The organism is Comamonas sp. CMM02 (genome assembly GCF_014851485.1).
GTDB lineage: Bacteria > Pseudomonadota > Gammaproteobacteria > Burkholderiales > Burkholderiaceae_C > Comamonas > Comamonas avium.
Map to the genome: position 1 here is coordinate 310,937 of NZ_JACUZW010000001.1, position 26,647 is coordinate 337,583.

General features: G+C 61.4%; 22 protein-coding genes. 10 read left to right on the forward strand and 12 right to left on the reverse strand.

What is annotated here, in order from left to right:
* The first annotated feature begins 71 nt into the window (after nucleotides 1-71).
* Nucleotides 72-1,514 (forward strand): MFS transporter, encoded by a 1,443-nt coding sequence (locus IB213_RS01400; protein ID WP_225560916.1) that lies wholly within the window; start codon nucleotides 72-74, stop codon nucleotides 1,512-1,514.
* A gap of 279 nt (nucleotides 1,515-1,793) precedes the next feature.
* Nucleotides 1,794-1,988 carry a heavy-metal-associated domain-containing protein gene (locus tag IB213_RS01405; protein WP_191722570.1) on the forward strand — a complete coding sequence of 65 codons (195 nt, stop codon included), beginning with the start codon at nucleotides 1,794-1,796 and terminating at the stop codon, nucleotides 1,986-1,988.
* Between the two features lie 164 nt (nucleotides 1,989-2,152).
* Here the strand turns inward: IB213_RS01405 and cueR are convergent, their stop codons facing one another.
* The 7 genes from cueR to IB213_RS01440 form a co-directional block, all read right to left on the reverse strand.
* Nucleotides 2,153-2,599, reverse strand: a complete 447-nt coding sequence (gene cueR, locus IB213_RS01410; RefSeq protein WP_191722571.1) for a Cu(I)-responsive transcriptional regulator — start codon at nucleotides 2,597-2,599, stop codon at nucleotides 2,153-2,155.
* 21 nt (nucleotides 2,600-2,620) lie between these two features.
* A complete protein-coding gene (locus IB213_RS01415) occupies nucleotides 2,621-5,119 on the reverse strand; it encodes a heavy metal translocating P-type ATPase (RefSeq protein ID WP_192405153.1) in 2,499 nt (832 codons plus the stop codon).
* 372 nt (nucleotides 5,120-5,491) lie between these two features.
* Complete coding sequence (locus IB213_RS01420; protein WP_192405154.1) at nucleotides 5,492-6,670, reverse strand: thiolase family protein; 1,179 nt, start codon at nucleotides 6,668-6,670, stop codon at nucleotides 5,492-5,494.
* Nucleotides 6,661-8,169 carry an AMP-binding protein gene (locus IB213_RS01425; protein ID WP_192405155.1) on the reverse strand — a complete coding sequence of 503 codons (1,509 nt, stop codon included), beginning with the start codon at nucleotides 8,167-8,169 and terminating at the stop codon, nucleotides 6,661-6,663. The genes IB213_RS01420 and IB213_RS01425 overlap by 10 nt, the downstream gene beginning before the upstream one ends.
* On the reverse strand, nucleotides 8,157-8,750 hold the full coding sequence (locus tag IB213_RS01430) for a biotin transporter BioY (RefSeq protein ID WP_192405156.1): 594 nt from the start codon (nucleotides 8,748-8,750) through the stop codon (nucleotides 8,157-8,159). Before IB213_RS01430 ends, IB213_RS01425 begins: the two co-directional genes overlap by 13 nt.
* Before the next feature lie 13 nt (nucleotides 8,751-8,763).
* Nucleotides 8,764-9,825 (reverse strand): biotin synthase BioB, encoded by a 1,062-nt coding sequence (gene bioB / locus IB213_RS01435; protein ID WP_192405157.1) that lies wholly within the window; start codon nucleotides 9,823-9,825, stop codon nucleotides 8,764-8,766.
* Nucleotides 9,826-10,002: 177 nt separating this feature from the next.
* Entirely contained in the window at nucleotides 10,003-10,299 is a 297-nt protein-coding gene (locus IB213_RS01440; RefSeq protein ID WP_192405158.1) for a hypothetical protein, read from the reverse strand.
* Between the two features lie 552 nt (nucleotides 10,300-10,851).
* On the opposite strand from IB213_RS01440, the gene IB213_RS01445 reads away from it, so the two are divergent.
* From IB213_RS01445 to IB213_RS01480, 8 genes are all read left to right on the forward strand, one after another.
* Nucleotides 10,852-13,086 (forward strand): TonB-dependent siderophore receptor, encoded by a 2,235-nt coding sequence (locus IB213_RS01445; RefSeq protein WP_192405159.1) that lies wholly within the window; start codon nucleotides 10,852-10,854, stop codon nucleotides 13,084-13,086.
* 13 nt (nucleotides 13,087-13,099) lie between these two features.
* Nucleotides 13,100-13,390 carry a hypothetical protein gene (locus IB213_RS01450; protein WP_192405160.1) on the forward strand — a complete coding sequence of 97 codons (291 nt, stop codon included), beginning with the start codon at nucleotides 13,100-13,102 and terminating at the stop codon, nucleotides 13,388-13,390.
* A gap of 3 nt (nucleotides 13,391-13,393) precedes the next feature.
* Complete coding sequence (locus IB213_RS01455; RefSeq protein WP_192405161.1) at nucleotides 13,394-15,106, forward strand: PepSY domain-containing protein; 1,713 nt, start codon at nucleotides 13,394-13,396, stop codon at nucleotides 15,104-15,106.
* Complete coding sequence (locus IB213_RS01460) at nucleotides 15,103-15,456, forward strand: DUF3325 domain-containing protein (protein WP_192405162.1); 354 nt, start codon at nucleotides 15,103-15,105, stop codon at nucleotides 15,454-15,456. Before IB213_RS01455 ends, IB213_RS01460 begins: the two co-directional genes overlap by 4 nt.
* A gap of 110 nt (nucleotides 15,457-15,566) precedes the next feature.
* Nucleotides 15,567-16,748, forward strand: a complete 1,182-nt coding sequence (locus tag IB213_RS01465) for an efflux RND transporter periplasmic adaptor subunit (protein WP_192405163.1) — start codon at nucleotides 15,567-15,569, stop codon at nucleotides 16,746-16,748.
* Nucleotides 16,742-18,760: a MacB family efflux pump subunit gene (locus IB213_RS01470; protein WP_192405602.1), complete on the forward strand. Its 2,019-nt coding sequence runs from the start codon at nucleotides 16,742-16,744 to the stop codon at nucleotides 18,758-18,760. Before IB213_RS01465 ends, IB213_RS01470 begins: the two co-directional genes overlap by 7 nt.
* 2 nt (nucleotides 18,761-18,762) lie before the next feature.
* Entirely contained in the window at nucleotides 18,763-20,187 is a 1,425-nt protein-coding gene (locus IB213_RS01475; RefSeq protein WP_304515596.1) for an efflux transporter outer membrane subunit, read from the forward strand.
* 172 nt (nucleotides 20,188-20,359) lie between these two features.
* Complete coding sequence (locus IB213_RS01480) at nucleotides 20,360-20,947, forward strand: hypothetical protein (RefSeq protein WP_192405164.1); 588 nt, start codon at nucleotides 20,360-20,362, stop codon at nucleotides 20,945-20,947.
* Between the two features lie 136 nt (nucleotides 20,948-21,083).
* On the opposite strand, the gene IB213_RS01485 is transcribed toward IB213_RS01480, so the two are convergent.
* From IB213_RS01485 to IB213_RS01505, 5 genes are all read right to left on the reverse strand, one after another.
* Nucleotides 21,084-21,788 carry a riboflavin synthase subunit alpha gene (locus IB213_RS01485; RefSeq protein WP_192405165.1) on the reverse strand — a complete coding sequence of 235 codons (705 nt, stop codon included), beginning with the start codon at nucleotides 21,786-21,788 and terminating at the stop codon, nucleotides 21,084-21,086.
* 67 nt (nucleotides 21,789-21,855) lie between these two features.
* Nucleotides 21,856-22,254 (reverse strand): diacylglycerol kinase, encoded by a 399-nt coding sequence (locus IB213_RS01490; protein WP_191722586.1) that lies wholly within the window; start codon nucleotides 22,252-22,254, stop codon nucleotides 21,856-21,858.
* A 189-nt stretch (nucleotides 22,255-22,443) separates the two neighbouring features.
* Nucleotides 22,444-23,688 carry a PLP-dependent aminotransferase family protein gene (locus tag IB213_RS01495; protein WP_192405166.1) on the reverse strand — a complete coding sequence of 415 codons (1,245 nt, stop codon included), beginning with the start codon at nucleotides 23,686-23,688 and terminating at the stop codon, nucleotides 22,444-22,446.
* Nucleotides 23,689-23,771: 83 nt separating this feature from the next.
* On the reverse strand, nucleotides 23,772-25,211 hold the full coding sequence (locus IB213_RS01500; protein WP_225560917.1) for an FAD-binding oxidoreductase: 1,440 nt from the start codon (nucleotides 25,209-25,211) through the stop codon (nucleotides 23,772-23,774).
* Nucleotides 25,208-26,611, reverse strand: a complete 1,404-nt coding sequence (locus IB213_RS01505) for a VOC family protein (RefSeq protein ID WP_192405167.1) — start codon at nucleotides 26,609-26,611, stop codon at nucleotides 25,208-25,210. The genes IB213_RS01500 and IB213_RS01505 overlap by 4 nt, the downstream gene beginning before the upstream one ends.
* Between the last annotated feature and the right edge of the window lie 36 nt (nucleotides 26,612-26,647).

The following is a 26,647-nucleotide window of genomic DNA, read 5'->3' on the forward strand; positions in this document are numbered from 1 at the left end:
TATTTGGGGCTTGCTCTTTTATCAAAGAGAATACTTGCATTATTCTGGTGCAAAAGAAACATATGACAAGCATGACATCCAAAGAGCCCACCATTGCTGTGGCAGACGGTCCATCTGGCAGCTGGGGCGCATTGCTGGGGCGAGCACACGGGCTGACGGCGCTGGCACTGACCGGAGCCGTCGCAATGCACGCGATCAATGTGCATATTGTGACCACAGTCCTGCCCTCGGTAGTGCAGGAAATTGGTGGTCTGCAGTGGTATGCATGGAGCACAACGCTGTTTGTCGTGGGCTCGATCATCGGTGCTGCGCTGTCTGTGAAGCTGATGGCTTGCAGTACGGCCAGAGGCGCGATGGTGGGAGCTTTGCTGGTGTTTGCGCTGGGTACGCTGGTCTGTGCCACCGCAGCCAGCATGCCTGCCATGCTGCTGGGGCGCACGGTGCAAGGGCTAGGTGGCGGTGTGGTGGGGGCCTTGAGCTATACCTTGATTCGCATGGTGTTTCCACCGCATTTGTGGCCGCGAGCGATTGCACTGGTCTCGGGGATGTGGGGTATTGCAACCTTGAGCGGGCCTGCAGTGGGGGGCTTGTTTGCACAGTCCGGCCACTGGCGCTGGGCTTTCTGGGCTTTGTTGCCTTTGCTGGCAGCACAGATGCTTTTGGTGTTTCGGCAGTTGAACCCTGAGCGCATGCTGCAGCCCGTCAGCGTGACTGGCAGCGGTATTGCAACGCGGCAGATTGCTTTTCTGGCGCTGTCTGTCTTGCTGATTGCAACGGCCAGTGTGGTGACGGGTTCGGCACTGCAATGGCTCAGTGTCTTGGCGGGCTTGCTGGTGGGTGGGCTGGCGCTGAGCACTGAGCGGCATGCCGCAGCTCGTTTGCTGCCACGAGGTGGTACGTCCATTGGGCACCCGCTGGGCATGCTCTATGCCGTGGTGGCCCTGCTTTTGATGGGCACGATGACCGAGATATTTGTCCCTTATTTTCTGCAGCATCTGCATGGACTTCAGCCTTTGACAGCGGGCTACGTCACTGCGTTGCTGGCAGGCGGGTGGTCGTTGGCCTCCGTGCTGTTCTCCGGAAAATCAGGGGCCACGGTACGCAGACTGATGGTTGCCGGGCCTGCGCTGGGTGCTGCTGGTTTGGTTGTGCTTGCAATGGCCATACCTTCCCAGGGAGCGTGGGCACTGAGCATCTGCGCAGTGGCGTTGGCGGCCATTGGCCTGGGAGTGGGGATGGCCTGGCCCCATGTGCTCAATGCCATCATGCACAGCGCTGACACGGATGATGCCGACGTGGCTGCATCTGCGATCACTACGGTGCAGCTGTATGGCATGGCCGTGGGAGCAGCTTTGGTGGGCTTGGTGGCCAATGCCACGGGGGTGTCTACACAGACGGAGCCGGGTGCGCTGGCTAATGGCGCAATGTGGATTTTTGGCTTGTTTGCACTGTTTCCTGCAATGGGCGTTTTCTACATGTGGCGCTTCTTGAAAGCCTCGCACAGATCGGTGTGACGCAAGCGCCGGGTTGCGTGTATTGAGCGTTGGAGCTGCACCCGAGCGAACCACATGCAGCTGGTTCTAGCTCGTGCATGAGCGTAGATTGTGGCCAATGACACATAGCCAAAGGCATCAGCGTGCTTTGCGTGGTGCCCAAGAGTCAAAGTCACTGGAACCTGTGGTGGTCAAGTGTGGTGTCAGCTACTGATTTGAATTGAATTTGAAGTGCTGCTTGACCTTCTCACGGTGGTAAGCCTTAGTCTGCTGCTACTACATTTTTCAAGGAGTTTTCTAATGCAATTTCAAATCAACAGCATGACTTGCGGTGGCTGTGCAGGCAAAGTGACAAAAGTGATTCATTCGATCGATGCCGATGCCAAGGTGACCATCGATATACCTGCGCATCTGGTGCAAGTTCAGACATCTGCTTCGCAAGACGCAGTAGCAGCGGCCCTGACAGAGGCCGGTTATCCGCCAGCAGTGGCCTGAAAGACATAGCCCGTCTGCGTGTGAGCGCAGACGGGCTATGTGGAAAAAATAATGGCGCTATCTTGCGCCATTTTTGTATCCAGAACACCTTGCCGAGTGTCTAGTCGTTCGCGCTAGAGGTGCGCGCTGCATGCGTAAATTTGAGGCCCAGCCTCACTATCTTTTTAATGCCGCAGAGCGGATACAGAGCGCTGTTTTTTTGCCGAATCTGCCTGCATATTTTCTGGCTTTTCAAGGCCTGCAAGGATGGGGCAATCTGGTCGATCGTCCCCTGCACAGCAAGCGGTCAAGGCCTGCAAGGTGTCGGCCATCTGGCGCAGGTCTTCGATGCGGCGATGAAGATCGTCAATGTGCTGCTGCGCCACGCGCTTGACGTCAGCGCTCTTGCGTGAACGGTCGCGCCACAATCCCAGCAGGTCATGGATTTCTGCGACAGCAAACCCCAGGTCTCGGGCTCTGCGGATGAAGCGCAGCATATGAATATCGGATTCAGTGTAAGCACGGTAACCTGAGTCCGTGCGGCTGGCTGCTGGGATCAGGCCCACAGATTCGTAGTAACGAATCATCTTGGCCGAAACTCCGCAAGCCTTGGCGGCTTGACCAATATTCATAAGTACTCCTTGGCTGTCTGATCAAGCCTGGGCATCAGCGCTTTGCGGTGCCTTGAACCCACGCAGGCGCAAGGCATTGCCCAGAACAAAGACGCTGGATAAAGCCATGGCGCCTGCCGCAAATATGGGTGACAGCAATACGCCATAGGCGGGGTAGAGGACGCCAGCGGCCACGGGAATCAACAGGGTGTTGTAAGCAAACGCCCAGAAGAGATTCTGGTGAATATTTCCAATCGTGGCTTTTGACAGGGCAATGGCGTTGGGGACGCCTTGCAGGCTGCCGGACATCAATACGACGTCAGCGGCCTCTATGGCCACATCTGTGCCCGTTCCAATCGCCAGGCCCACATCAGCAACCGCCAGTGCTGGGGCATCGTTGATGCCGTCACCGACAAACGCTACATGACCATGTGCCTGCTTCAGGCGCTCGATGGTCTGAACTTTGCCCTCGGGCATCACCTCGGCCACCACCTCGTCAATACCGAGCTTGGCGGCAATAGCTTGCGCGGTGCGCTGGTTGTCGCCGGTGATCATGATGACCTTGAGGCCCAGTGCGTGCAGTGCAGCAATGGCATCTGGCGTACTCGCTTTGATGGGGTCTGCAACGGCAACCACTGCAGCCAGCTTGCCATCCACCGCAACATACAGGGGGGATTTGCCTTCTGCAGCCAAACGTTGTGCGGTGCTGTCAAACACGGTGACGTCCAAGCCCAGTGAACGCATGTAGCGGTCGGCGCCCACTTCAACGCGCTGGCCATCAGCGATGGCGTGCACGCCCATGCCCGTGATGGATTCAAAGTCAGTCAGCTCGGGCAGCGTAAGGCCCTCTTGCTGCGCCGCCTCTACGATGGCGCGGGCGATGGGGTGCTCCGAGCGAGACTCCACAGCCGCCATGAGCGCCAGCACTTGTGCGCGCTCAAAACCTTGCAGCACTTCCAGATCGGTCAATGCGGGGCGCCCTTCGGTCAGGGTGCCGGTCTTGTCAACGGCAATCGCCTTGGCGTTCTTGAGCAGCTGCAAGGCTTCGCCTTTGCGAAACAAGATGCCCAGCTCTGCGCCGCGCCCAGTGCCCACCATGATGGAGGTCGGGGTAGCCAGCCCCATGGCGCATGGGCAGGCAATGATCAGAACCGCCACAGCGTTGACCAGTGCGAAGCTCAGCGCGGGGGATGGGCCAAACACCAGCCATACGAGAAACGTCAGCAAAGCTGCGCCGATGACCGCTGGCACAAACCATAAAGTGACTTTGTCCACCACCGCCTGAATAGGCAGCTTGGCCCCCTGGGCTTGCTCGACCAGACGGATGATCTGGGCCAGCACGGTATGCCCGCCGACAGCGGTTGCCTGCATGGTGAAGGCACCTTTTTGGTTGACGGTGCCGCCGACCAGCGAACTGCTGGGGATTTTCTCGACAGGAACAGGCTCGCCGGTAATCATGGACTCGTCCACATAGCTTCGGCCTTCGAGCACAGTGCCGTCCACAGGTACACGTTCGCCGGGGCGCACTTCGACTGTGTCGCCAGTCACCACTTCTGCCAGCGCAATGTCCATGCGCTGGCCATTGCGGATGACGTGCGCTGTCTTGGCTTGCAGTCCGACCAGCCTCTGGATGGCTTGCGAGGTACGCCCTTTGGCGCGAGCTTCCAGAAAACGACCCAGCAATATCAGGGCCACAATGACCGCTGCCGCCTCATAGTAGACATTGACGGTGCCTGCGGGCAGCAGGTGGGGCAGGAACGTTGCCACGACCGAATACATATACGCAGCCAAAGTGCCAACGGCCACCAGGGAGTTCATATCCGGGGCGGCCCGCAGCAGGGCGGGAATGCCCTTGAGATAAAACCGGCGACCGGGGATCAGCAGCACGAGGGTGGTCAACGCAAACTGCAAATACCAGCTCGCTTGCATGCCCAAAGAGGTCATGACCCAATGGTGCATGGCCGGGATCATGTGGGAGCCCATTTCCAGCACAAAGACCGGCAGCGCCAGCACCGTGGCAATCAGCAGGTCGCGTTGCAGGGCTGCGCGCTCTGCATCTTTCTGCGCAGTGGCAGCCTCATCGGTATTTTGTGCAAAGGCGTCGATGGCCCGGCCCGGATAGCCGGCCTTTTCGAGCGCGACCAGCAGATGCTCTACTGGCGCCACGCCGCGCACCGTTGCCCGCTCGGTGGCCAGATTCACGCTGGCTTCAGAGACACCGGGGACTGCCTTGAGGGCCCGTTCGACGCGCCCCACGCAGGAGGCGCAGGTCATGCCCTCGATGGCCAGCTCTGTGGTGCGGGCGGGTACTTCGTAGCCAGCTTTTTCGATGGTCTGAACGACAGCCATGATGTCCAGACCGCCATTCGATGCAAGATGAACCCGCTCGGTGGCTAAGTTGACAGACACCTGGTCAATACCGCTGAGTTTGCGCAGCGCCGATTCAACCCTGCCGACACAGCTGGCACAGCTCATGCCTTCGACAGGCAGGCTGATCTCTGCGGCACGGGACAGGCTTTGATTTTGACTTGGCTGGTTCATGTTCTTTACTCATGCTCATTGCAATGGTGCGTAGCGTAAAGGTTGACATCATTGGAAGGTCAAGCACAGGGGGTAAAAAATAACCTTCCTTCTTTCCTTCTTTCCTTATTTCTTTCTTTCTAGTCTGTCTGTCTGGCATGGCATGGGCGGCAGAGCTGGCAGCGTGCAGCAGCCACAACCAGTGCCTGACAGCTTTTTGCCCGCACGGGTACGCCAAAAATCACAAAAACACATGCTGTGGAGCCTGGGTACCGGCTTTGCGGTGGCCGGTCAGCAAGCCGATCTTGGTGCCTGCAGGAGGTGCGTGATCATGACTTTTCGGTACATGCGGGCATGGGCCTTGTTTTTAAAGACACAGGTGCCTGGGATGCTTTATGGCAACCATGGGCCGATCAGTGCTGCCGTGCCAAGCCCGCCTGCACCGGCTGCGCAGGCCATGGCATAAGGCTGCTGTGCCGTGGCGCAGTGGCTCCAGGTGGCGAGGGCGCGCACAAACGCGATGGCTGCAGATGCGCCAATGGGGTGGCCGCGCGCCAGGCCGCCGCCTGCGGGGTTGAGCTGCTCGCTGCGCAGCCCCAGCGCACGGGAAAAGAGCAAGCCTTGAACGGCAAAAGCATCGTGCAGTTCGACGTTGCTCAATGCCTGCGCACTCAGTGCGTGGCGCTGCAGCAAGTGCCGAGCGGCGATATGTGCGCACAGAAGTGGTGCTTCAGGGGCTGCGCCCAGGTTGCTGGCACCTAGCCATGCCGCTTTGGGCTGCAAGTTCCAGCGTTTACAGGCCTGCGGGCTGGCCAGCAACACCAATGCTGCGCCATCCGCCTGTGCAGAAATGGCCACAGCCTGCAAGCTGCAATCAATGCGGGCAGCCGAGTGGATGCCTCGCACCACAGGCATGCGTGCCACGCGCTGTGCTTGCAATGAACGGGGATAAACGTCTTGCGTGATGCCGGCAATGGGGACGATCTCTTGCATCAGCTGCGCTGCGTGGGATACGGCACGTTCGTGGCTGGCAATGGCATAGCGGTTTTGTTCAGCGCGGCTGATCTGCATGCGGTGGGCCACGGCCGCTGCGGCATCGAGCATGTCGGGGTCACGCTCGGGCCACGGGCTGAAAGCGGGCTGCAGGTAGGCCTGCGCAGGCTGGCCCTCGTGCAACGGGCGGTGCATGCGCAGCGGTGCGCGGCTCCACGCTTCGACACCGCCAGCGATGACGATGTCTGCATGACCCAGTGCCAGCCAGCCACAGGCCAGCGTGATGGCGTCCAGGCCCGAGCAGCACTGGGTGTCCACCGTGACGGCAGGCACCGATTGCGGCAATCCTGCGGCCAGCGCCAGCAGCCTTGCGGGGTTGCCGCCTGCGGCCAGGGCATTGCCAATGACTACGCCATCGACGGCATGCGCTGGCACGCCACTTTGCTGCAGCAAATGCTGCAGCACAGGCGCTGCCAGGGCGTGGGGCGACAGTGCTTTGAAGGCCCCGTTGACAGGCACCACCGGCGTGCGCGCGCAGCCCACAATGGGCCATGCGGTGGTGGCTGGATTTATCGCCATGGCTGTAAGTGGGGTGAAGGGCGACCTTGGTGGGCTGCCTGCAGGGTGGCCAGCAAGCTCTCATGGTCTGTCTTGCCGCTGCGTGTCTGGGGCCATGGGCCTTGCCAGACCCACCACCGCCGGGGCGCTTTGTAAGCATCCAGAGTACTGCGGCACCATTGCACGAGCGCCAAAGCGCCCGGCCAAGGTTCAGCGGCTGCTGCATCGGGGGTGCGCCACTGCAAGACGGCGTGCACCTGTGTGCCGCGCAGGGTATCAGGCAATGCCTGTACGCTGGCGTGGGCCACGTCAGGGTGGCTGAGCAGGTGTTGCTCCACCTCTTCGGGGAACAGGTTTTTTCCCTTGGTGACCAGCATGCGTTTTTCGCGCCCATACAGATGCAGTTGCCCGTTGGCGTCGATACGGCCCATGTCTCTGACGGACAGCCAGGGCCCTGACTGCTGTGCAGCAGAGCCGTCTGCAGCATGTACATAGTCCATGAACTGCATAGGACTGCGCACCCAGATGGGTTGTGCCTGGGTGGTTTCAGCGCTGTGCTCGGGGTGCTGGGCAGCGCGCAGCTGCACGTTGCTAAAGGGCTGGCCTACCGCTTGCGCAGGGGTGTCGGCCCGGGCCTCCATCCATGTGATGAAGCTGGCCTCTGATGCCCCGTAAAACTCAATGATGCGTGCCTGTGGGAAGAGGGCTTTGAGTGCGCCAGAGTGCTCCCGCAGCCAGCGTGCGCCACTGATCAGTACCAGTTTGACTTGGGGCTGCGGGGGCAGCGCATGGCGCTGTGCGTACTGCAGCACCAGCAGCAGCTGGCTGGGCACAGCCACCACAGCGCATGCGCTTGTGGATGCCACGTCCAGCAAGGTCTGTGCGGCAGAAAACTGGGTTTGCACCGTGGCACCTGTGCCCATCCAGATGCCCATCAAGGCACCAAACAGAAACAGAGAATGCGTCATCTGCCCGGGCGAGAGGATGTGCTGGTGCATGTCCTGCCCCAGGTCCGCCAGGCCCACGCGAAAGCTTTCTGCCCATGACAGGTGATGGCGTCTGAAGCCCTTGGGCTGGCCTGTGCTGCCCGAGGTAAAACCCACGTAAAACGGCTGAAGCTGTGCGGGCGTATCCGGGGGGGCGGCAGGCAGGCTGGTCAGGCTGGCCTGTACGGCATGCAGCACGTGATCGGGCCACTGTGCATCGCCAATGGCAGCACAGCGCCCGCTGCAGTTGGTGGCCAAAAACTCGATGACCATTTCGCACGCGCTCAGGTGCATGGGCAGCAGCGGCGTGTGCCCTGGAGCCTGGCGCTCAATGTCTGCTGCGCGCGTTTGTACCAGCGCATGCAACTGGGCATAGCTCCATTGCTGGGTGTCGCAGCGCAAAGCCGTGGCTTCACCCTGCGTGCCAGCCCAGTAAGCCAGTGGGCCGTGCATGGTCTGGAAGGCGGCAGGCAGTGCGTGGATGCCGCCTGCCGCATCAAACGGCAAGGCTGGCGCAGGCCTCAGGCATGGCATGACGGGCGGCCCCCCATGCGCCAGTCCGGCATGGCCTTGGCTACGCTGTGCACAATGGCGGCACACAGCAGCGCCTTGATCAGGTCGCCGGGTACAAACGCCAGGTCAATCCATATCGCTTGTTGCAGTGTCAACTTGGCAAACAGCATCAAGCCTGCAATGCCCAGCAGGTGCAAAAACACAATGCCGCCGAGCGCTGATGCGATGAAAGCGCTGGTTGCTGCCCGGCGTGGGCTGTGTACGGGCAGCCAGCGCATCAGCCAGCCGGTGACGCCAGCGGCCAGTGCGTATCCAACCAGATAGCCTGATGACGGTGTCAGGAAGACGCCCATGCCACCCCGCCCGCCTGCAAGCAAGGGCAGGCCCGCAGCGACAGCAATCAGGAACAGGGTGATGGCCTGAAAGCCGCGCAAACCGCCCAGCAGGCAGCCAGCCAGCATGACGCCCAGTGACTGCAAGGTAATGGGAACGCCAAAGGGCAGGTCAATCTTGGGCACCAGGCCCAGTACTGCCATCAGTGCGGCGAAGAGGCCCACATAGGCGACCGATGTCGCATGGTGTCGGCTCAGTGGTGCAGACATGGCGTACTTTCTTTTACTCTTGGCTGGGTGTGCCAGTGGAGGCACCGCGCAGGCCAAGCTTTTGCATCAGGGCTTTGTCGGCGTCAAAGCTGGGGTTGCCGGTGACCAGTAGCTTGTCGCCGTAGAAGATGGAGTTGGCTCCGGCAAGAAAGCACAGCGTCTGAACCGTCTCGCCCAGTTGCTGGCGGCCTGCAGACAGGCGTACACGGGCTTGCGGCATGGTGATGCGAGCAACTGCAATCACACGCACAAAGTCCAGCGGGTCAACGGGTTCGCTGTCTGCCAGCGGAGTGCCTGGCACGCGCACCAGGCTGTTGATGGGAACGGAGTCCGGGTAGGGCTGCATATTGGCCAGCTGCGCAATCAGGCCCGCACGGTGCACGGGCAATTCGCCCATGCCAATGATGCCGCCGCAGCACACGCTGATGCCTGAATCGCGCACGGCCTGCAGCGTGTCCAGGCGGTCCTGGTACTGGCGCGTGCTGACCACGTCCTGGTAGTACTCGGGGGCTGTGTCCAGGTTGTGGTTGTAGTAGTCCAGGCCGGCAGCGCGCAATGACTGGGCCTGATGGGGCTGGAGCATGCCCAGCGTGGCGCAGGTCTGAAGGCCCAGGCTTTTAACCTCAGCGATAAGTGCGCCCATTTTTTCAATGTCGCGATCCTTGGGCGCACGCCAGGCGGCACCCATGCAAAAGCGCGAGGCTCCGGCATCTTTGGCGGCCTGCGCTGCGCTGCGCACCGCATCAATGTCCATCAACTTCTGTGCTTGCACCCCGGTGTCAAATTCTGCGGACTGCGGGCAATAACCGCAGTTTTCCGGGCACCCGCCGGTTTTGACTGACAGCAGCGTTGCCAGCTCGATTTCATTGGCTGGCCAGTGGGCGCGGTGCACCTGCTGCGCTTGAAAGAGCAAATCCATCAGCGGCAAATCCAGCAACGCCTGAATGGCAGGAATCGACCATGTGGATGGCTGCTTGCTGGCAGGTAAATCACTGGCTGCCCGGTGCAGCACGATGGGCTGGGACTGTGCGTGGCCTGCTTCGGATGCGCAGTGGAGAGCGGTGGTGTTGGACATGGCAATGGAAAGTGGCAAAGACTTTTCCATTCTGGAGCAACCCGGCGGAATGCAAAACGCTGCTGGCTGGTGATGCTGTTTTCTTGTACTTGGTGGGTTTTTATGGGGTTTGTGGGTGAAGTTAGCGATTTTTAAGCGACGTTATTGTTTTTCAATTTTCTCAAAAATGTTTTGTCGTTATCTTGGTGTGATCTGTCTGTAAAAAGCTTTATTTCGGTGGGAGTAAAAAATCAGGGTTACAAAGCCTGCGAAATCTATTTTTGGAATTGAGTGCTGATGCGTGTTTTTTGGTGGTGTTTTGATTGCTTTTAGTTTGTTTTGCTGTTGCATGTCTTTTTGGTTTTTTCGATTACTTGATTCGTGTGTAAGGTTTTTGCATTTTTGAGGGGTGTTGCTGGGCTGGTTTTTGGTGGGGTGCGTAACCTTGTGCGGCAGGTCTGCTGGCTGCAATGTGTACACAGAGTTAGAAAACATGAGCTGTTAGCGCTTTCTGACAAACGTTTTCAAAGTGTTTTGTATTTGAAAAGACGAGTACGTAAGCGCTGGAAGCTCTCTTTTTTGTTATGGATGCAACCCTGCCAGCGTTTGCCCGGTGCGAGGGGGCGTGAAGCCGCTTTGTGTACGCAGGCGAGGTTGCGAGGGCGCTGCTGCTTGCGGTGCTGGGCGCGTTGGGTGAATGTGGCGCATGCCCCGCACAACGCAGTGTGTGGCGGGGGGGGGGGTACTGCGGTCGCGGTGAATGGCCGTGCGCGCTGGGAGGGTGTGGTGGCGGTGGGCCAGGGCAGGTGCGCTTTCGCCCAAGCAGGGGCAAGGGCGCTTGCGTCAGATTTTTGCGACAAGTGCGCCGCGTATTTACAAAGTCTTTACAATGCGATCGATTATGCAATTGAGACTTGTTATCAGTTGCATTGACTGCCAGCCAAACGGTGTTTTTCCGTTCTAGCCACAGCAATTACTGGCAGCTCCTAGCAAGCGCACCGTGCGGTTTCTATGGGCTTTTTCATAGATTTCGCTCTTTTCCCGCTCATGCTGTCCCATTCTTTCAGCGCGTTTGCCCGTGCCGTGCCCGGCCCTTTGCATGCCCGCGCCGTGGCGGCATCTCTGGCTTTTGCCTTGCCCTGTGCGGCCTGGGCGCAAGCTGCATCCACACCTTCAACTGCGGCTGCGCTGGATGAGGTGACGGTGACCGAAAAGCTGGCCCCTAGCGTCTACAGCGAAGCCAGCGACTCTTACGTGCCCAAGGCTGTGGAAGTGGGGAAGGCGGCGCAGTCCTTGCGCGAAATTGCGCAATCCGTCACGGTCATCACGCGCCAGCGCATGGACGATCAGGCGCTGCGGACGCTGGATGATGTCATGAACCAGACCACGGGCGTGACACGCGAGGAGAGCTGGCTGGATACCACTTACCTTTCGCGGGGTCTGCAGATCAGCAATGTGCGCTATGACGGTGGTGCGGCAGGCTCTACCCGCTCGGGCACGCGCAGTCTGGACATGGCGCAGTTTGACAGTGTCAGCCTGCTGCGTGGTGCCGATGGGATGTTTGGCGCTGGCGAGGCTGGCGGTGTCATCAACTTCACCTACAAGCGCCCTTTGGCGCAGCGCCAGACGCAGGTGCTGCTGTCGGGCGGCACGATGAATAACTACCGCGCAGAGCTGGATACCACCGGCGCACTCAACGCCGAAGGCAGCTTGCGCGGGCGTTTTGTGGCGGTCAATCACGACCGCCGCGAAATGGCCAAGCCGTCGCGCCTGAAGCGGCAAATGCTTTACGGCGCGCTGGAGATGGATGTTGCTCCAGAAACCACGCTGATGCTGGGTGCCAGCTACCAAAAAGACCGCAACACAGGTTTTAACGCCAGCTTGCCGCGCTATGCAGATGGCAGTGATATCGGTTTGCCACGTGATACGAACATGGGCGCGCCGTGGAACTGGATTGAGCGTGAAAACAAAACCGTGTTTGCCAAGCTGGAGCACCAGCTGACATCCAACTGGCAACTGAAAACACAGCTGCGGCATACCCGCTTCAATGAGGGTGTGAATGGCGCTGAAATTGAGAATGCACCAGACCCCGTCACTTTGGATGGTACTGACTGGTGGATTCACCAGAGCAAATCCAATGCGCGTGAAACCAGTCTGGATGTGAATGTGCAAGGCGGCTTTGATGCCTTTGGGCAACGCCACGATGTGATCGTGGGCTGGGACATGCACCGCACCAGCGATTTCAATCGCAACCTGTGGCCCCGCATTGGCCCCGCCGATGTGTTTGATCGTACCCCTCCGGCAGACCCTGGCTACCCTTTGGGCGCGTGGACGGGGGGCTCGCAGACCCGCACGCAAAAGTCGGGTGTCTATGGCTCATTGCGCTTGCGGCCCATTGAGGATTTTGCAGTGATCCTGGGCGGGCGCTATACCCTGAAAGATAACAACACCCAGCACGATATGCAGGGCTTGCTCACGTCAAAAAGCCGTGAAAGCCATGTGTTTGTGCCCTATGTGGGTGTGGTGTATGACCTGTCCAAAACAACCAGTGTGTACGCCAGCACGGCAGAAATTTACCAGTCGCAAGCAGGCAAGTTCTCGGCGCCGCTGCCGGGGGTGCCGCTGGACCCTGTGCGCGGGCGCACCTATGAACTGGGTATCAAGGGTGAGTGGGGCCGTGATCTGATGGCCAGCGCGGCCCTGTTCCGTACCGAGAAAAAGGGTCAGGGCGTGGTGGACCCCGCTTACCCGCAGACCGACTGGCGCGGTGGCTGCTGCTACTTCCGCGATGGTTATCAGCTCAGCCAGGGCATCGACCTGGAGGTGACGGGGCGCATCACCCCCAACCTGCAGGTGGCGGTGGGCTACACGTACAACGACAACGAAGACAAGCGCAAAGACAGCGCGCAATTTAGCACCGTCACACCGCGCCATCTGTTCAAGGCGTGGGCCGATTACCGCATGAGCGGTGCCCTGCGTGGCTGGAGTCTGAGCGCTGGCGTTGTGGCGCAAGGCTCGACCTTCCGCGCATCGGGCATCAATGCCTACAACCCCGTCAGTGGCCGCTATGACGGTGCGTGGACACCGTACCAGTTCACATCGGCAGGCTATGCCATCTGGTCTGCCCGTCTGGGCTATGTGATCAACAAGGACTGGAGCGTTGCATTGAACGTTGGCAACCTGTTTGACAAGACGTACTACAGCACCGTGGGCTACGCCGGCTATGGCAATTTCTATGGTGAAAAACGCACCATGGCAGTGACCCTGAAGGGTCGGTTCTGATGGGATGGCAGTGATGGATCAGTTTTCTGACAGATACCCGGGCTGGGCGACTGTTTCGCGCATAGCGGCCGCTGTGCTGGGGGGCTATGGGCTGTCCAGCGCCTGGGTCGTGCTGTGGGGGGCCATGCAGGCCAGCAAAGTGGAGGCCATTTTGGCGGGTGTGCAAACCAGTTTTGTGCTGTACGTTGCGGCGGTCATCTGGGCGTTTGCACCGGTGCCATTGGGCCGTGTCTGGGGCGTATTGCTCGCTGCGGTGGCGGCGCTGCTGGGTGCTGCCATGCTGCTTTCGGTTGTGTGGGGTTGAGTGATGGGTCAGAAAAAGAAAGCCCTGCGCGCAGGGCAAGGTGGTTTTAGGCAGGCGCAGTCATGGCTGCACACTTGGTGCGGGCTGTGGTTTTCCTGGCTGCTGTTTGCGGTGTTTCTGACCGGCACGCTGGCGGTGTTTCAAGATCCGATTACGCACTGGATGACCCCGGAGCACCATGCCCAGGAAAAGGCTGCCAATGATGCCAAGGCCACAGCCCAGCTAGCGCCAGCAGCCTCGCTCAGCCAGCGTCTGGCGTGGGCAACAAACTATATGCATCAGCAGCACCCCGGTGCAGGCATGTGGGAGCTGTGGCCTGCGGAGGCAGACGGTGCTGGCGATTTGCGCGTGTTCTGGTTTGATGCCAATGGCCAGTACGCGTCAGCAGAGCTGGACAGCGCGACCGGAGAGCCGCTCATTGCGCAAAGCGAGCAGCCGGTGCGCCAGACCATGGGCGGCCATCACTTTTTGGACTTTCACTACCAGCTGCATGCAGGTCAGCTGGGGCTGTGGATCGTGGGGGTTGCGGCCATGGCGATGCTGGTCGCTTTGGTGAGTGGCGTCATTACGCACCGGCGCATCTTCAAGGATTTCTTTACGTTCCGGCCCCGCAAAGGGCAGCGCAGCTGGCTGGATGCACACAACGCCGTGGCAGTGCTGACCTTGCCGTTTCAGCTCATGATTGCGTATACAGGCATAGCGATTTCAGGTTTGACGTTCATGCCTGCAGGCATTGCAGCGTACTTTGGAGCGGGCGCCGACAGCACCCGCACGTACCTGTCCGAGCTGAATGAGCCGGGCAAGCCACAACGCTCGGGGCACTTCATGGCGGTTCCTGATCTGGAGCCGTTTGTGGTGCGAGGGCAGGCCTTGATAGGTCAGCCTGTGCGGGCGGTGGTGGTGGACTATCCGGGTGACGCGTCGGCACGTATTGGCGTGTATGGCTGGAACGCGCAAGACAGCGTGAACCGGCGATTGAGCTCCACCAGCGGCATGGCCATGTTCTCGGGATCGACGGGTGAGGTGCTTCAGGTTCGCGCACCCGGCGATACCGATGGTGGCACCGCCAGACTGGCCCAGTCGGTCATGGGGGGCTTGCACATGGTTCCCTTTGGCGGCTGGGTGCTCAAGTGGGTGTACTTCGTCTGCGGGCTGGCCGGCAGCGCCATGATGGCCACGGGTGCCATTTTGTTCATGGTCAAACGCCGCGGCAAGCATCAGGGTGAGTTTGGCGGCGTAACCGCGTCGGTTTACCGGTTGATAGAGGGGATGAACGTGGCGGCCATTGCCGGGCTGGCGGTGGCATGCGTGGGCTTCCTGTGGGCCAACCGAGTCATTCCTGTTCATCTGGCTCACCGCGATGACTGGGAGCTGGGGGCGTTTTTTGCGGTGTGGCTGCTCAGCTTGCTGCACGCGCTGGCCCGCCCCCCTGCTGCTGCATGGCGTGAGCAACTGGGGGTGCTAGCGCTGCTGTGTCTTGCACTGCCCGTACTCAATGCGCTCACTACGGACGAGCACTTGCTTGCCTACCTGCTGGAGGGCGACTGGGAAAGTGCAGGCGTGGAGCTGTTTGCGGTGGCTGCAGGTCTGTGCGCGCTGTGGGCTTTGCGTGTGCAGCGCCAGCGGCGTGCCATGGGCGCTGCCCGCACGCCAAAGAAGCCCAGATCTTTAAGCCATCCGGCCCCGCTGGAGCCAGTGCAGGAGACGACCGCATGAGTGCGCTTTACGCATCTTTGCAGGCATTGGCACTGTCTACGGCAGGCATGGCAGCACTGGCTTTTGCCATCGACCGCCACCATGAGCAGTTAACTGGCGCGGATACGCAGCCTGCCACGCAGCGTGTGGTTTTGCGCAGCCTGGGCGCATTGTTTTTGGCGGCAGTCCTGCTGCCCTGTGTGCTGGCCTGGAGTGCATCGGTGGGGGTGGTTGCCATGCTGGGGTTCTGGTCGCTGGGGGCGCTGCTGGTGGCAGGGCTGATGTCGCTGTCACCGCGCCTGATTGCGTGGATGGGTGCCGGCGCTGGGCTGCTGGGCGCGTGCGCGGCGGTGTTCGGTCTGGCTGGGTAACTCAAGGTGGCGGCAAGGCATGTGCGTGCCGCACAGCGCCGGGCTGATGTGTTTTTTGTGCAGTGGGAAGCCGCAGGGCTTTCTTGTTTTTCTTTGAAAGTGCCAGGCTGATGTTGTTGGGTAGCAAGAAGCGTTGGGCAATCATTGCCCTGGTGGCGGTGAGTGGGCTGGGTGCCATGCTGTGGTGGGCCAGTCGCCCGGTGACGACGTACCAAAGTACGCCGGTGGCGCGAGGTGAGGTGGAGGCAACAGTCACCGCCATAGGTGTGGTTCAGCCGCGCCGCTATGTGGATGTGGGGGCGCAGGTGTCCGGTCAAATCACCCGGCTGCTGGTGACGCCGGGCACCCAGGTACAAAAAGGGGCGCTGCTGGTGGAGATTGACCCCAGTGTGCAAAAGGCTACGGTGGATGCAGGCCGTGCTTCTCTGGCTGGGCTGAGTGCCCAGCTGGCTGAGCAGCAAGCGCAGCACCGGCTGGCCCAGCAGCAATGGTCGCGCCAGCAGCAGATGGCCCGCGATGGCGCCACACGCGAAGAAGATCTGCAGATTGCACAGGCGCAACTGGCCGGTGCTGCTGCCCGGATTGAGCACCTCAAGGCGCAAATCACGCAGACACAGGCCACCTTGAAGGCCGACGAAGTCAGACTGAGTTACACGCGCATTTATGCCCCCATGACAGGCACCGTTGTTGCGGTGGATGCCCGTGAGGGGCAAACACTCAATGCCACATACCAGACACCGAGCATTTTGCGCATTGCTGACCTGACGGCCATGACCGTGTGGACCGATGTCTCTGAGGCCGATGTGCGCCGTGTCAAAGAAGATATGCCGGTGTACTTCACCACACTGGGTAGCGCGGACCAGGACAAACCTCGCCGCTGGAGCAGTCAGGTTCGCCAGATATTGCCTGCGCCATCAGCCAGTACTGCACCGGCGGGAGCGGCGACAGGCGCGCCCGCACCCGCCACCAAAGCTGTGGCCTACACCGTGCTATTTGATGTGGACAACCTGGATGCTGAGCTGATGCCGCAGATGACCGCGCAGGTGGTGTTTGTCACAGCGCGTGCACAAGATGCCCTGGCCGTGCCATTGATTGCTTTGAAAAGCGATGGAGACAGTGGTGCATATGTGGCGCAGGTGCTGAATGCCAAAAACCAGCCCGAGCCTCGGCAGGTGCGTGTGGGCGTGCGCAGCCGGCACCAGGTGCAAATACTGGAAGGCCTGAAAGAAGGCGAGCAAGTGGTGACCGGCCAGAGCACCACCGATAGCGCGCTGCGGTGGCTGCAATGGTAAATGCAGTACATGACAGCACGCCCTCCTCAGAACCTGCTGCGCCACTGATCAGTCTGCGCGGCATCTGCAAGCACTATGGCGGGGCTGCGACAGGGCAGCCCGAGGTCACCGTATTGCGCGGTATTGATCTGGACATCTACGCGGGCGAGTTTGTGGCGGTGGTGGGCAGTTCGGGGTCAGGCAAATCCACACTCATGAACATTCTGGGTTGTCTGGATCGGCCCAGCAGCGGTACCTACTACTTTCAGGGGCAGGACGTTGCGGGGCTGGATGCCGATGCGCTGGCATGGCTGCGCCGCGAGGCTTTTGGCTTTGTGTTTCAGGGCTACCACCTGATTGCCAGTGAGACGGCGCAAGAAAACGTGGAAATGCCAGCCGTCTATGCCGGGCTGTCTAAAGAAGAGCGTGCGCAGCGTGCCACCAGCTTGCTGGCAAGGCTGGGGCTGCAGGAACGCTTGAACAACCGCCCCCACCAGCTTTCAGGCGGACAGCAGCAGCGTGTGTCGATTGCAAGAGCGCTGATGAATGGCGGCAGCATTATTTTGGCCGACGAGCCGACGGGCGCGCTGGATTCGCACAGCGGTGCCGAGGTGATGGCCTTGCTGGGTGAGCTTGCCGATGCAGGCCACACCATCTTGCTGATCACCCATGACCGTGAAGTGGCTGCGCAGGCGCGGCGTGTGATCGAAGTGCGCGATGGCAGCGCGGTGAGTGACAGTCAGGCCGCCCATGTGTCACAGGCTTTACCTGCGCCAGAGGGCGCACCGATGCCTGCCTTGCCGCACTTTCCTGCAGCCACGGACAGCAGCAGTGCCACCTGGTGGGCTGACCTCATGGAGGCTGCACGCAGCGCCTGGCGTGGCATGCACACCAACCGTGCCCGCACCAGCCTGACCTTGCTGGGGATTGTGATTGGCGTGGCTTCAGTGATCGTGATGCTGGCCATTGGCGAGGGTGCGCGCCGCCAGGTCATGGAGCGCATGGGAACGATGGGAACCGCCATCTTGTACATGGGCAGCAAGCCACCGGCCACGGGCGGGCCTGCAGGCAATCTGACCGAGGAGGACCTGGAGGCCGTGCGCGAGCTGCCTGACATTCGCCGGGTGCTGCCTGTCATCGGTGACCCCATTACCGTGCGCTATGGCAGCGCCGACAAGCAGATTTACGCTTTTGCGGCCAGCGAGGAAATGCCCGCCGTGCACCACTGGCCGGTGGCCCTTGGGCGCTTCTACACGGATGCAGAAGATCAGGATCTGGCCCCGCTGGTGGTGCTGGGGCACAAGGCGCGATTGCACTTTTTCCCGGATGAACCCCATCCGCTGGGGCGCCAGCTCATCATCGGCAATTCGGCTTTTGAGGTGATTGGCGTGATGAGTGAGCGCGGCGCAGATTCTGGCGCGCAGGACTATGACGACATGGTGTTCATTCCCTACCGATCGGGCCGGGCGCGGGTCTACCAGAGCCAGACGCAGCCGGACTATGTGGTGATTGAGGCCATGTCATCCGAGCAGGTGCATGCCGCAGAAAACGCGATGCGCCAGCTGCTGCTGGCCCGCCATGGCGGGCGCGAGGATTTCGGCATTGGTAATGCGGCAGCACGCATTCAGGCAGAAGCCGCTACCCGCAAGAGCATGACCATGATGCTGGGCCTGATTGCTGCGGTCTCTCTGGTGGTTGGCGGCATTGGCGTGATGAATGTGATGCTGATGACCGTCAAGGAGCGCACGCGAGAGATTGGCATCCGCATGGCTGTGGGCGCTCGCCAGCGCGACATCCTGCGGCAATTTCTGACCGAAGCCAGCCTGCTGACCTTGGTGGGCGGTGCCGTGGGTCTGCTGGTGGGGCTGGCGGTGGGTGTGGTACTGATTGTGGCCGGGGTTCCTGTGGTGTTTTCAGTGCGCGCCATGGTGGGGGCGTTTGCGTGTGCCGTCATTACTGGCTTGATTTTTGGTTACATGCCTGCCAAGACGGCTGCGCGTTTAGACCCCGTACGGGCATTGGCAGGAGAATGAAAATGGGTATGCATAAGTCAGTGGCTGCGTGGGGCGCGGCGCTGGTACTGGGGGGCTGTGCGGCGCCTGCGATCGATACCGACCAGCCAGAGCCTGCCTTGCCACAGCAATGGCCACAGGCTGCTGCTGATGCTGCCAACGCCGACGCTGCGCTGAGCCAGCACTGGTGGCGCAGCTTTGGAAGCGCCGAGCTCGATAGTGTGGTGGATCGTGCGCGCATACAGAGCTGGAGCGTGGCAGAGGCCGCAGCACGTGTGCGCCAGGCTGCGGCGCGCTGGAATCAGGCTGGGGCCTCTTTGCTGCCAGAGGTGAGCGGCGGCATGAACGCCACCCGCAACAAATCGCTCAGTGGCAGTGGCGGGGTGGATGCAGCGCAAAACCGTTTCGCAGTCTCGCTGTCAGCCAGCTATGAGGTGGACTTCTGGGGAAAGAACCGTGCAGGCCGTGATGCCGCCCAGGCCGTCTGGAAAGCCAGCGTGTTTGACCGCGACACCGTGCAATTGACGGTCACCGCAGGTGCCGCCCAGGCGTGGCTGCACAGCGTGGCTTTGCATGAACGGGTGGATATTGCCCGGCTGAATCTGCAAAGCGCTGAGCGGCTGGTGCAGCTGGTGGAATCCAGAGCGCGTGCCGGGGCCGCGTCTGCGCTGGAGCTGGCGCAGCAAAAGGGCCTGGTGGCCAGCCAGCGCCGCAGTTTGCTGACACTGCAGCAGCAGGCCCTGGATGCGCAGACCGCGCTGGCCACGCTGCTGGGGCAGGCGGGAGGGGCCGAGGTGGTCACCACCAGCTTGTTGGGGTTGCAGATGCCTGCCGTGGGGGCGGGTGTGCCAGCCCAGTTGCTGGTGCGCCGCCCAGACATTGCGCGGGCTGAGGCGCAGCTGGCCGCAGCCCAGGCCAACGTACAGGTGGCCCGTGCCGCCATGCTGCCCCGCCTGACGTTGACGGGCAGTGTGGGAGCGGGGGACGAGCGCTGGCAGCGCATTTTTGACAATCCACTGTATGCACTGGCAGCCGGTCTGACAGCGCCTATTTTTGATGCGGGCAGGCTGGCGGCAGGCAATGAACTGGCCATGGCCCAGCGCGAAGAACTGCTGGCCACCTACCGCAAAACCATCATTGAGGCGTTTGCCGATGTCCAGCTGGCGCTGCATGCCGTCAGCGGTGTGCAGGCGCAAGCGCAGGCGCAGGCCGAGGAGCTGGCGCAGGCGCACAAGGCGCTGAGCCTGGCTGAAACGCGCTACCGGTCTGGGGCCGAGAGTTTGCTGACGCTGCTCGATGCCCAGCGTACGCTGTACGCCGCACAAGATGTGGCCGTGCAATTGCGGCTGGCGCATCTGCAGGCCCATGTGTCGCTGTACAAAGCATTGGGCGGCGGCTGGGACATGGCCGCAGCGGTTGGCGCAGACAATGGGCTGAATACGCAGTAAAGGCTGCGCCCTGCCTGGCATCACTACCAGTTACCAGCACTAGCAGTGCGGGCGCACCGTATGGGCCGCTAGGCGCTGAAGCTGTATGTCAAGGGCTGCCTTTCGCGCCAGCTATGGCCGCAAAGGAGCGAAGCCTGTAGAGTTGCGCACTCTTTCAGTGTCTGCTTGTTCCATGTCCCGATCCACATCCCCCATCTCCGCCAGTGACAGTTTTGAGGCATTCCTTGAGCCGTCGGATGTGGAGCAAATTTACATCGTGCTTTCGCTGGCCAGGCAATCGCACGGCAACGATTTATCGCGCGGTGTACTCGCCATGCTGGAGCAGCCTGCGGCGTTTGCCCGCAGTGCCATTGCGCACCAGGACCGGATTGCTCGCCGCCATTACGCGATTGCCACGCTGTTCGGTGTGATTGTGCTGGCGATGGTGTATGTGATGTACCAGGCCTTCACCACCCCGGACGTTGGCGTGCTCGGGCTGGTGCTGCCAGCGGCCATGGCCTGCTTTGCGCTGTGGCGCATGGAGCGTACGGTTCACCGCGCACGGCAAGGCAATTTGATGCTGCTTCGATTGCTCGATGCGCTGGACGGTCAGCCGTTCACCTATGACGCAGCCGCCTTTACACGCTTCATTGAAACGCAGCCTCTCCTGCAAGCTGCTGCCCAGCGGCTGGGGGATGCCAGCACGCTGGCGCTCAAGCATCTGGCAGCGCTGAAATACGAAGAAATTGAACAGCGAGGCAAGTCTCACGTGCATGCATGACGGGTGCTGCATTGCCACACCGCGTGGTACAGGGGTTGAAGTGCACAGATGAAATTAATAGCTTAAAGCGCCCATAAAAAAAGGACTTCAGATGGTTTTGTATCTGAAGTCCTTGCTGTATAAGCGCTATAAGCTCTTATTTTGGTAGTTTTGGCACATCCACAAAGTCATCCAGGTTCAGACCTTTTTCCTGAAGCAGGGCCTCCAGCACAGGCTGCAAGCGGCCCAGACTGGCTTGAACGGTTTCGCGCACCGTGTCCACCACCACCTGCGTGCTGCGCTCGATTTCGATGTTCACCTCATCGCCCACGCGCTTGTGGCCAAACACCGTCATGCGCAGGGTTTCGGGAATCAGCCATACCTCGAACCAGCCTTGCTTGCGGTCGACCTCGGCCACGGTCAGGCTGGCACCGTTGATGGCGATATAGCCTTTGGCAAACACGTAGGGGCGAAATGCTTCAGGAATGCCAAAACGTATCTTGTGGTTGGTCGCGGTGCTCAGCACCTCCAGCACCGGCGCGGTGAAATCCACGTGGCCCGACAGGGGGTGGCCGCCAATTTCTGCGCCGTCTCTGGCGGCACGCTCAACGTTGAGCACATCGCCCACCTGGTAGCGGCCCAGCGTAGTGATGTTCAGGCTTTGCAGCATCACATCGAACGTGGCGCGGGTGGGCGAGAGCAGCTCAGTGACCGTCAGGCAGACACCATCGTGCGAAACACTGGCGCCAATGGCCAGGTCCTGGCAGAAGCCTTCGGGAAATTCCATGGTGAAGGTGCGCAGACCTTCCTGATCGTGCAGCGCGGCAATGCTTGCCACGGCTTGGATGATGCCGGTGAACACGGGTCGGGGCCTTCAGAGATAGAGAGACAAAAAACAATGCGGCACCAGCGTGCCAGCGCACCCAAGTTTAGTGCGCAAAGCGCTGCCACAGCGCCGCCAGCCAAATCCCCATGCACAGCAAAAGGCTCAGCAGCACTGCAGCGCTGCCCATGTCTTTGGCTTTTTTGGACAGGGCATGCCACTGGTCTCCCATGCGGTCAATGGCCGCTTCGATGCCGCTGTTGAGCAGCTCCACCACCAGCACCAGTACCACTACGGCTGCCAGCACGGCGGTCTCCAGCCATGTCTGGCCCAGCCAGAACGCCGCAGGTACCAGCACCATGGCCGCCAGCGCTTCCTGGCGGAACGCGGTCTCTTGCCATGCAGCCCGCAACCCATCCAGTGAGTAGCGCGCGGCATGCCACATGCGCGTCAGGCCTCGGCGCTTTTTCTGGGCGTTGACGGGTTCGGTGGGAGTGGGTTGCATACAAAAGAGAAAGAAGTGGAAGACCGCAGCGCGCCCTGCTGCAAAGGCACGATTGTAGAAAACATGGCTGCGGCTGTTTGTCGCAGTGCTTGCTGCCTGCTACTTTCTGCTTCCTGCTCGGAGCGGTGTTGCTGCCAGCATGCCTCATTCCTGCAGCATGCTGGCGCGGTGCGCCACGCGCGCTACGCTTTAGCTGAGCACCTGCTGCACGGCCTGTGCCAGGCGCTGCACCGCTTGTTCAATCTGCGGCACCTCGGGGGCGGCAAAGGACATGCGCAGGGTGTGAATGTCGGGCTGGCTGGGGTAAAACGCCTTGCCCGGCACATACACCACAGACTGGCTCACCGCCGCATCAAACAGGCGCTGCGGCTCCAGGTCGCGGTCGATCTGTGCCCACACAAACATGCCGCCTGCGGGCGTGCTGCAGCGGATGGGCTGGCCGGGCAAGGCATTCAAGCCGTGCACCAGCGCCTGCATGCGGCGCTGGTATTCCTGGCGCGCGCGCTGCACTGTGCCTGCATAGCGGCCACTTTGCAGATAGCTGGCCGCCACCATCTGCGCCAGCGGAGAGGTGCACAAATCCACGGTTTGCTTGGCCACGGTGCAGCGGCGCTGCATGGCGGCATCGGTCAGCATCCAGCCCACGCGCAGTGCCGGGGCCACTGTTTTAGACAGGCTGGACAGATAGACCACCGGGTTGTGGCCCGGCGCTGCCAGCGTTTGCGCTGTTGCACGCAGGGTATCGGGCACGGTGACGGCTTGGCCATTGGCAGCGTCAAAGCGCAGCTCGCCATAGGGGTCGTCTTCGGCAATCCAAAAACCGTATTGCAAGGCCAGCTCGACCAGCGCAGTGCGCCGCTGCGCCGACAGCAGCGTGCCACGCGGGTTGGAAAAATTGGGCACGGTGTACAGCAGCTTGGGGCGCTGGTGCGCAGGCAGATCGGCCAGCAGCTGGGCCAGTGCGTCGGTTTGCAGGCCATGTTCATCCATGGGGATGGACACGATGTTGGCTTGTGCCAGACGCAGCGCCTGCAAGGTGGCCGGGTAGGCTGGCACTTCTACCAGCACGGTGTCGCCCGGCTCAATCAGCACGCGCACCAGCAGGTCAAACGCTTGCTGCGATCCGGTGGTGACCAGCACATCGCCAGCGCTGGCCTGCATGCCACGGTCGCGGGCTTGCTGTGCAAGGGCTTCACGCAGCGCGGGCAGGCCTTCGGTTGCGCCGTATTGCAAGGCGCTGGCACCTTGCGCCATGGCGTGGGTGGCGGCCTGCGCCAGTCCTTGGGCATCAAACAGGCTGGTGGAGGGGTAGCCCCCGGCCAGCGAGATCATGCCGGGGCGGCTCAGGTACGGAAACAGCTCCCGGATCGGGGAGCCCGCAGGCTCAGCAAACAACGCCGTGAAGGCAGCCAAAGGTGCAGCGGTGGTTGTCATGGTCGTCAAAGATGCAAGAAAAGGCGTAAAAAAGGCCGGTGTGAGCACCGGCCCAGGAATGTGCGAAATGCTTGAAAACCGCTCTAAACCGCGGCGCTGCTGTCGCCAAAATCCACGGTGCCGCACAGTTGCTGCGGGTCCATCAACTGGCGCAGGCCTTGCGCCAGCCGGCGTGCAGGGGGCGGTGTGTACTGGCGGTAGTAGGCAACGTTGTGCGGGCCCACGCCATGCTCGGCGCTGAAGCTGCCTGCAAAGTCCTGCACCACCATGGCGTAGATGCGATCGCGCAGTGCGCTGACCACGGCGGGGTCATAGGCCTGGCTGGCATCGCTGCGCCAGATCACATTGAAGTGCACACCGCCGTCGGCAATATGGCCAAAGTCCACCACGTGCAGGAACGGGAAATCCTGCGCCACCACGGCGCGCGCAGCGCGGCAAAAGTCCATGATGCGCGAGCGGGGCACCGACACATCAAATGCAATCGGTTTGCCCAGTGCACGGGCACCTTCGCTGATGCTGTGGCGCAGGTGCCACAGCTCATGGCCGTTGCCAATGACGGCGTTGTCAATCGTCTGCTCAAACTGATCTTGCAGGAACAGGTTCAGGGTGTCCTGCAGATCCAGCCCGGTGTAGGCCTTGCTGCTGGCCGCTTCCAGCTCAATCAGAATGGCAAAGTCGGGGGTGGGCTCCGGGGCAAAGGGGTTGCGCAGATTGGGCACATGGTCAATGGCCGCCTGCATGGCGTGGCCAGACAGGCCTTCAAAGGCGCTCAGGTAGTCACCCAGGTCACGCTCCAGTGCCTGCAGCAGCTGCAGTACGGCCTCGTCCGAGGTGGGGACCACCAAGGCGGTGGCCGACTGCTGGGGCTTGCGGTGCACCTCCAGCGTGGCGCGGGTGATGATGGCGCCTGCCCCTGAGGTGCCGACAAACAGCTGCTTGAGGTCGGGTCCGGTGTTGTCTTTGCGCAGGGCGCGGCCCATGTCCAGCAGCTCACCTTGCGGGTTGAGCAGCACGGTTTGCAGTGCCAGCAGGTTGTGGCGCACATCGCCGTAGCGAATCAGGCGCGTGCCGCCAGTGTTGGCCGCCACCATGCCGCCCACCGAAGGGTTGGCGCCCAGATCAATCGGGAACCACAGGCCATGCGGCTCCAGCTTTTCGTTCAGTTCCTGCAGCGTAATGCCAGCGTCCACGGTCACGCTGCGGTTGGCGGCATCGACCTCACAGACATTGCGCAGGCGGCTGGTAGACAGCACCACTTGTGTGGCGCTGTCGTCGGGCGTGCTGGAACCAACCAAGCCCGTGTTGGCTCCTTGCGGTACCAGCGCAATGTGGTGCGTAGCGCACCAGCGCACCACGGCCTGCACTTCCTGCACATTGGCGGGGCGTACTACGCACAAGGCCTTGCCGTGGCCGTAGCGGGCACCTTGTTCGTAGCTGGCCATGTCGCTGCCTTGCAGCAGACCGCGATCGCCCACCAGCGGCAGCAGCGCCTGCGCCACAGTGTCAGTGGTCCACATGCTCATGCAGCAACTCCGGCCAGCGCAGCACGCACTGCCGCCATGGAGCGTGCCTGCGCATCGGCGTACAGGGCAATCTCGTCATGCACCTGTGCACCCAGTGCGGTTTCAAACACTTGCTGTGCGGCGTTGGCCTGGTAGTGTTTTTGCTCGTCCCCACCCAGATTGGACTGGAAGATGCCCGCAGCGCTCACCGGCAAAAAGTCTTCATAGGTGATGGGTTCGGCATGCACCAGGCCTTGGGCAATCAGCGCCTCCAGATCGGCGCTGGCGTCCACAGACGCCGCTTGGGCCTGCCCTTGTGCGCTGAGCGTGTAGCGGTAGAAAGCCAGACCCTGCTTGCGCAGGGCTGTGTGCGTGTCTGGAAACTGCACAAATGCCTGCTGCAGGCGCGTGGTGTAGTCGGGGGCGGCGCTGCCAGCGCTGCCCATGCTGCGCACCTGGGCCAGCAGTTCGTCGTACAACGCACGGCCTTTGTGGGTCAGTGCCACGCCGCGTTGCTCAATCTCGCCAAAACGGGCGGTGTGCGCGCCGTTGCTGGTGTCGGCGGCATCGGTAAAGCGAATGGCCTCTTTGAGGGCCTTGAAGCTGGTCTGGCGCAACAAGATGGGGCAGGCGCGGCGCGGCGGGCCTTCGACCACGTCCTTGGCGTCCATGCCGCGCGCGGGCATGCCGTCTTGCGCGGCATCAATGTCCAGTGTGCGCGGGGTCAGGTGGTTGATGTGCGGACCTTTGAAGCACACCACATCGGCAATCAGGCGGTGGGCTTTTTGCAAGGCATCGTAGGTGGCGGCATCGACCGTGGCATCGCTGTGCCAGCGGAAGGTTTCCAGCGCAGCCTGCACAAAGCGGTTGGCATCGGCATCGCCGAGGCCGCCGTCGGTTTCTGCGCGCTCTATCAGGGTCAGCGCTTCAGAGGTAAAGATGTTGCGGCGCGCCAAGATATCGCTGGCCTGCTGGCGCAAGCCGGGGTCGGCAATCAGCTCCAGACGCAGCAGCGAGGTGAACACGCGAAACGGATTGGCCAGCAGTGCTGCATCGCTTACGGGGCGAAACGCCGTGGAGTGCACGGGCACGCCCGCGACCGACAGGTCGTAGTAACCCACAGGCTCCATGCCCATGACTGCAAACAGGCGGCGCAGGGTCGACAGCTCCTGGGGTGTGCCTACGCGGATGGCGCCGTGGCGCTCCACATCCAGGCGCTCCAACTCACCCGTGCGCGCCATCTGTGCGCGCAGCTCGGGGCTGGCCTGCAGGGTCTGGGCATTCACATCGGCCACCAGCTCGATCAGGCTGCCGTACTGCGGCACCTCTTTGCGGTACATCTCGGACATGGCGCGCGAGAAGCGGGTGCGGATTTCGTTGCTGGAGACAAAGGCGGGCGTGGGTTGATGCGTAGCGCTCATGACAGTCGAATGCGTAAAAGTGGGGGGCAGGGTGCA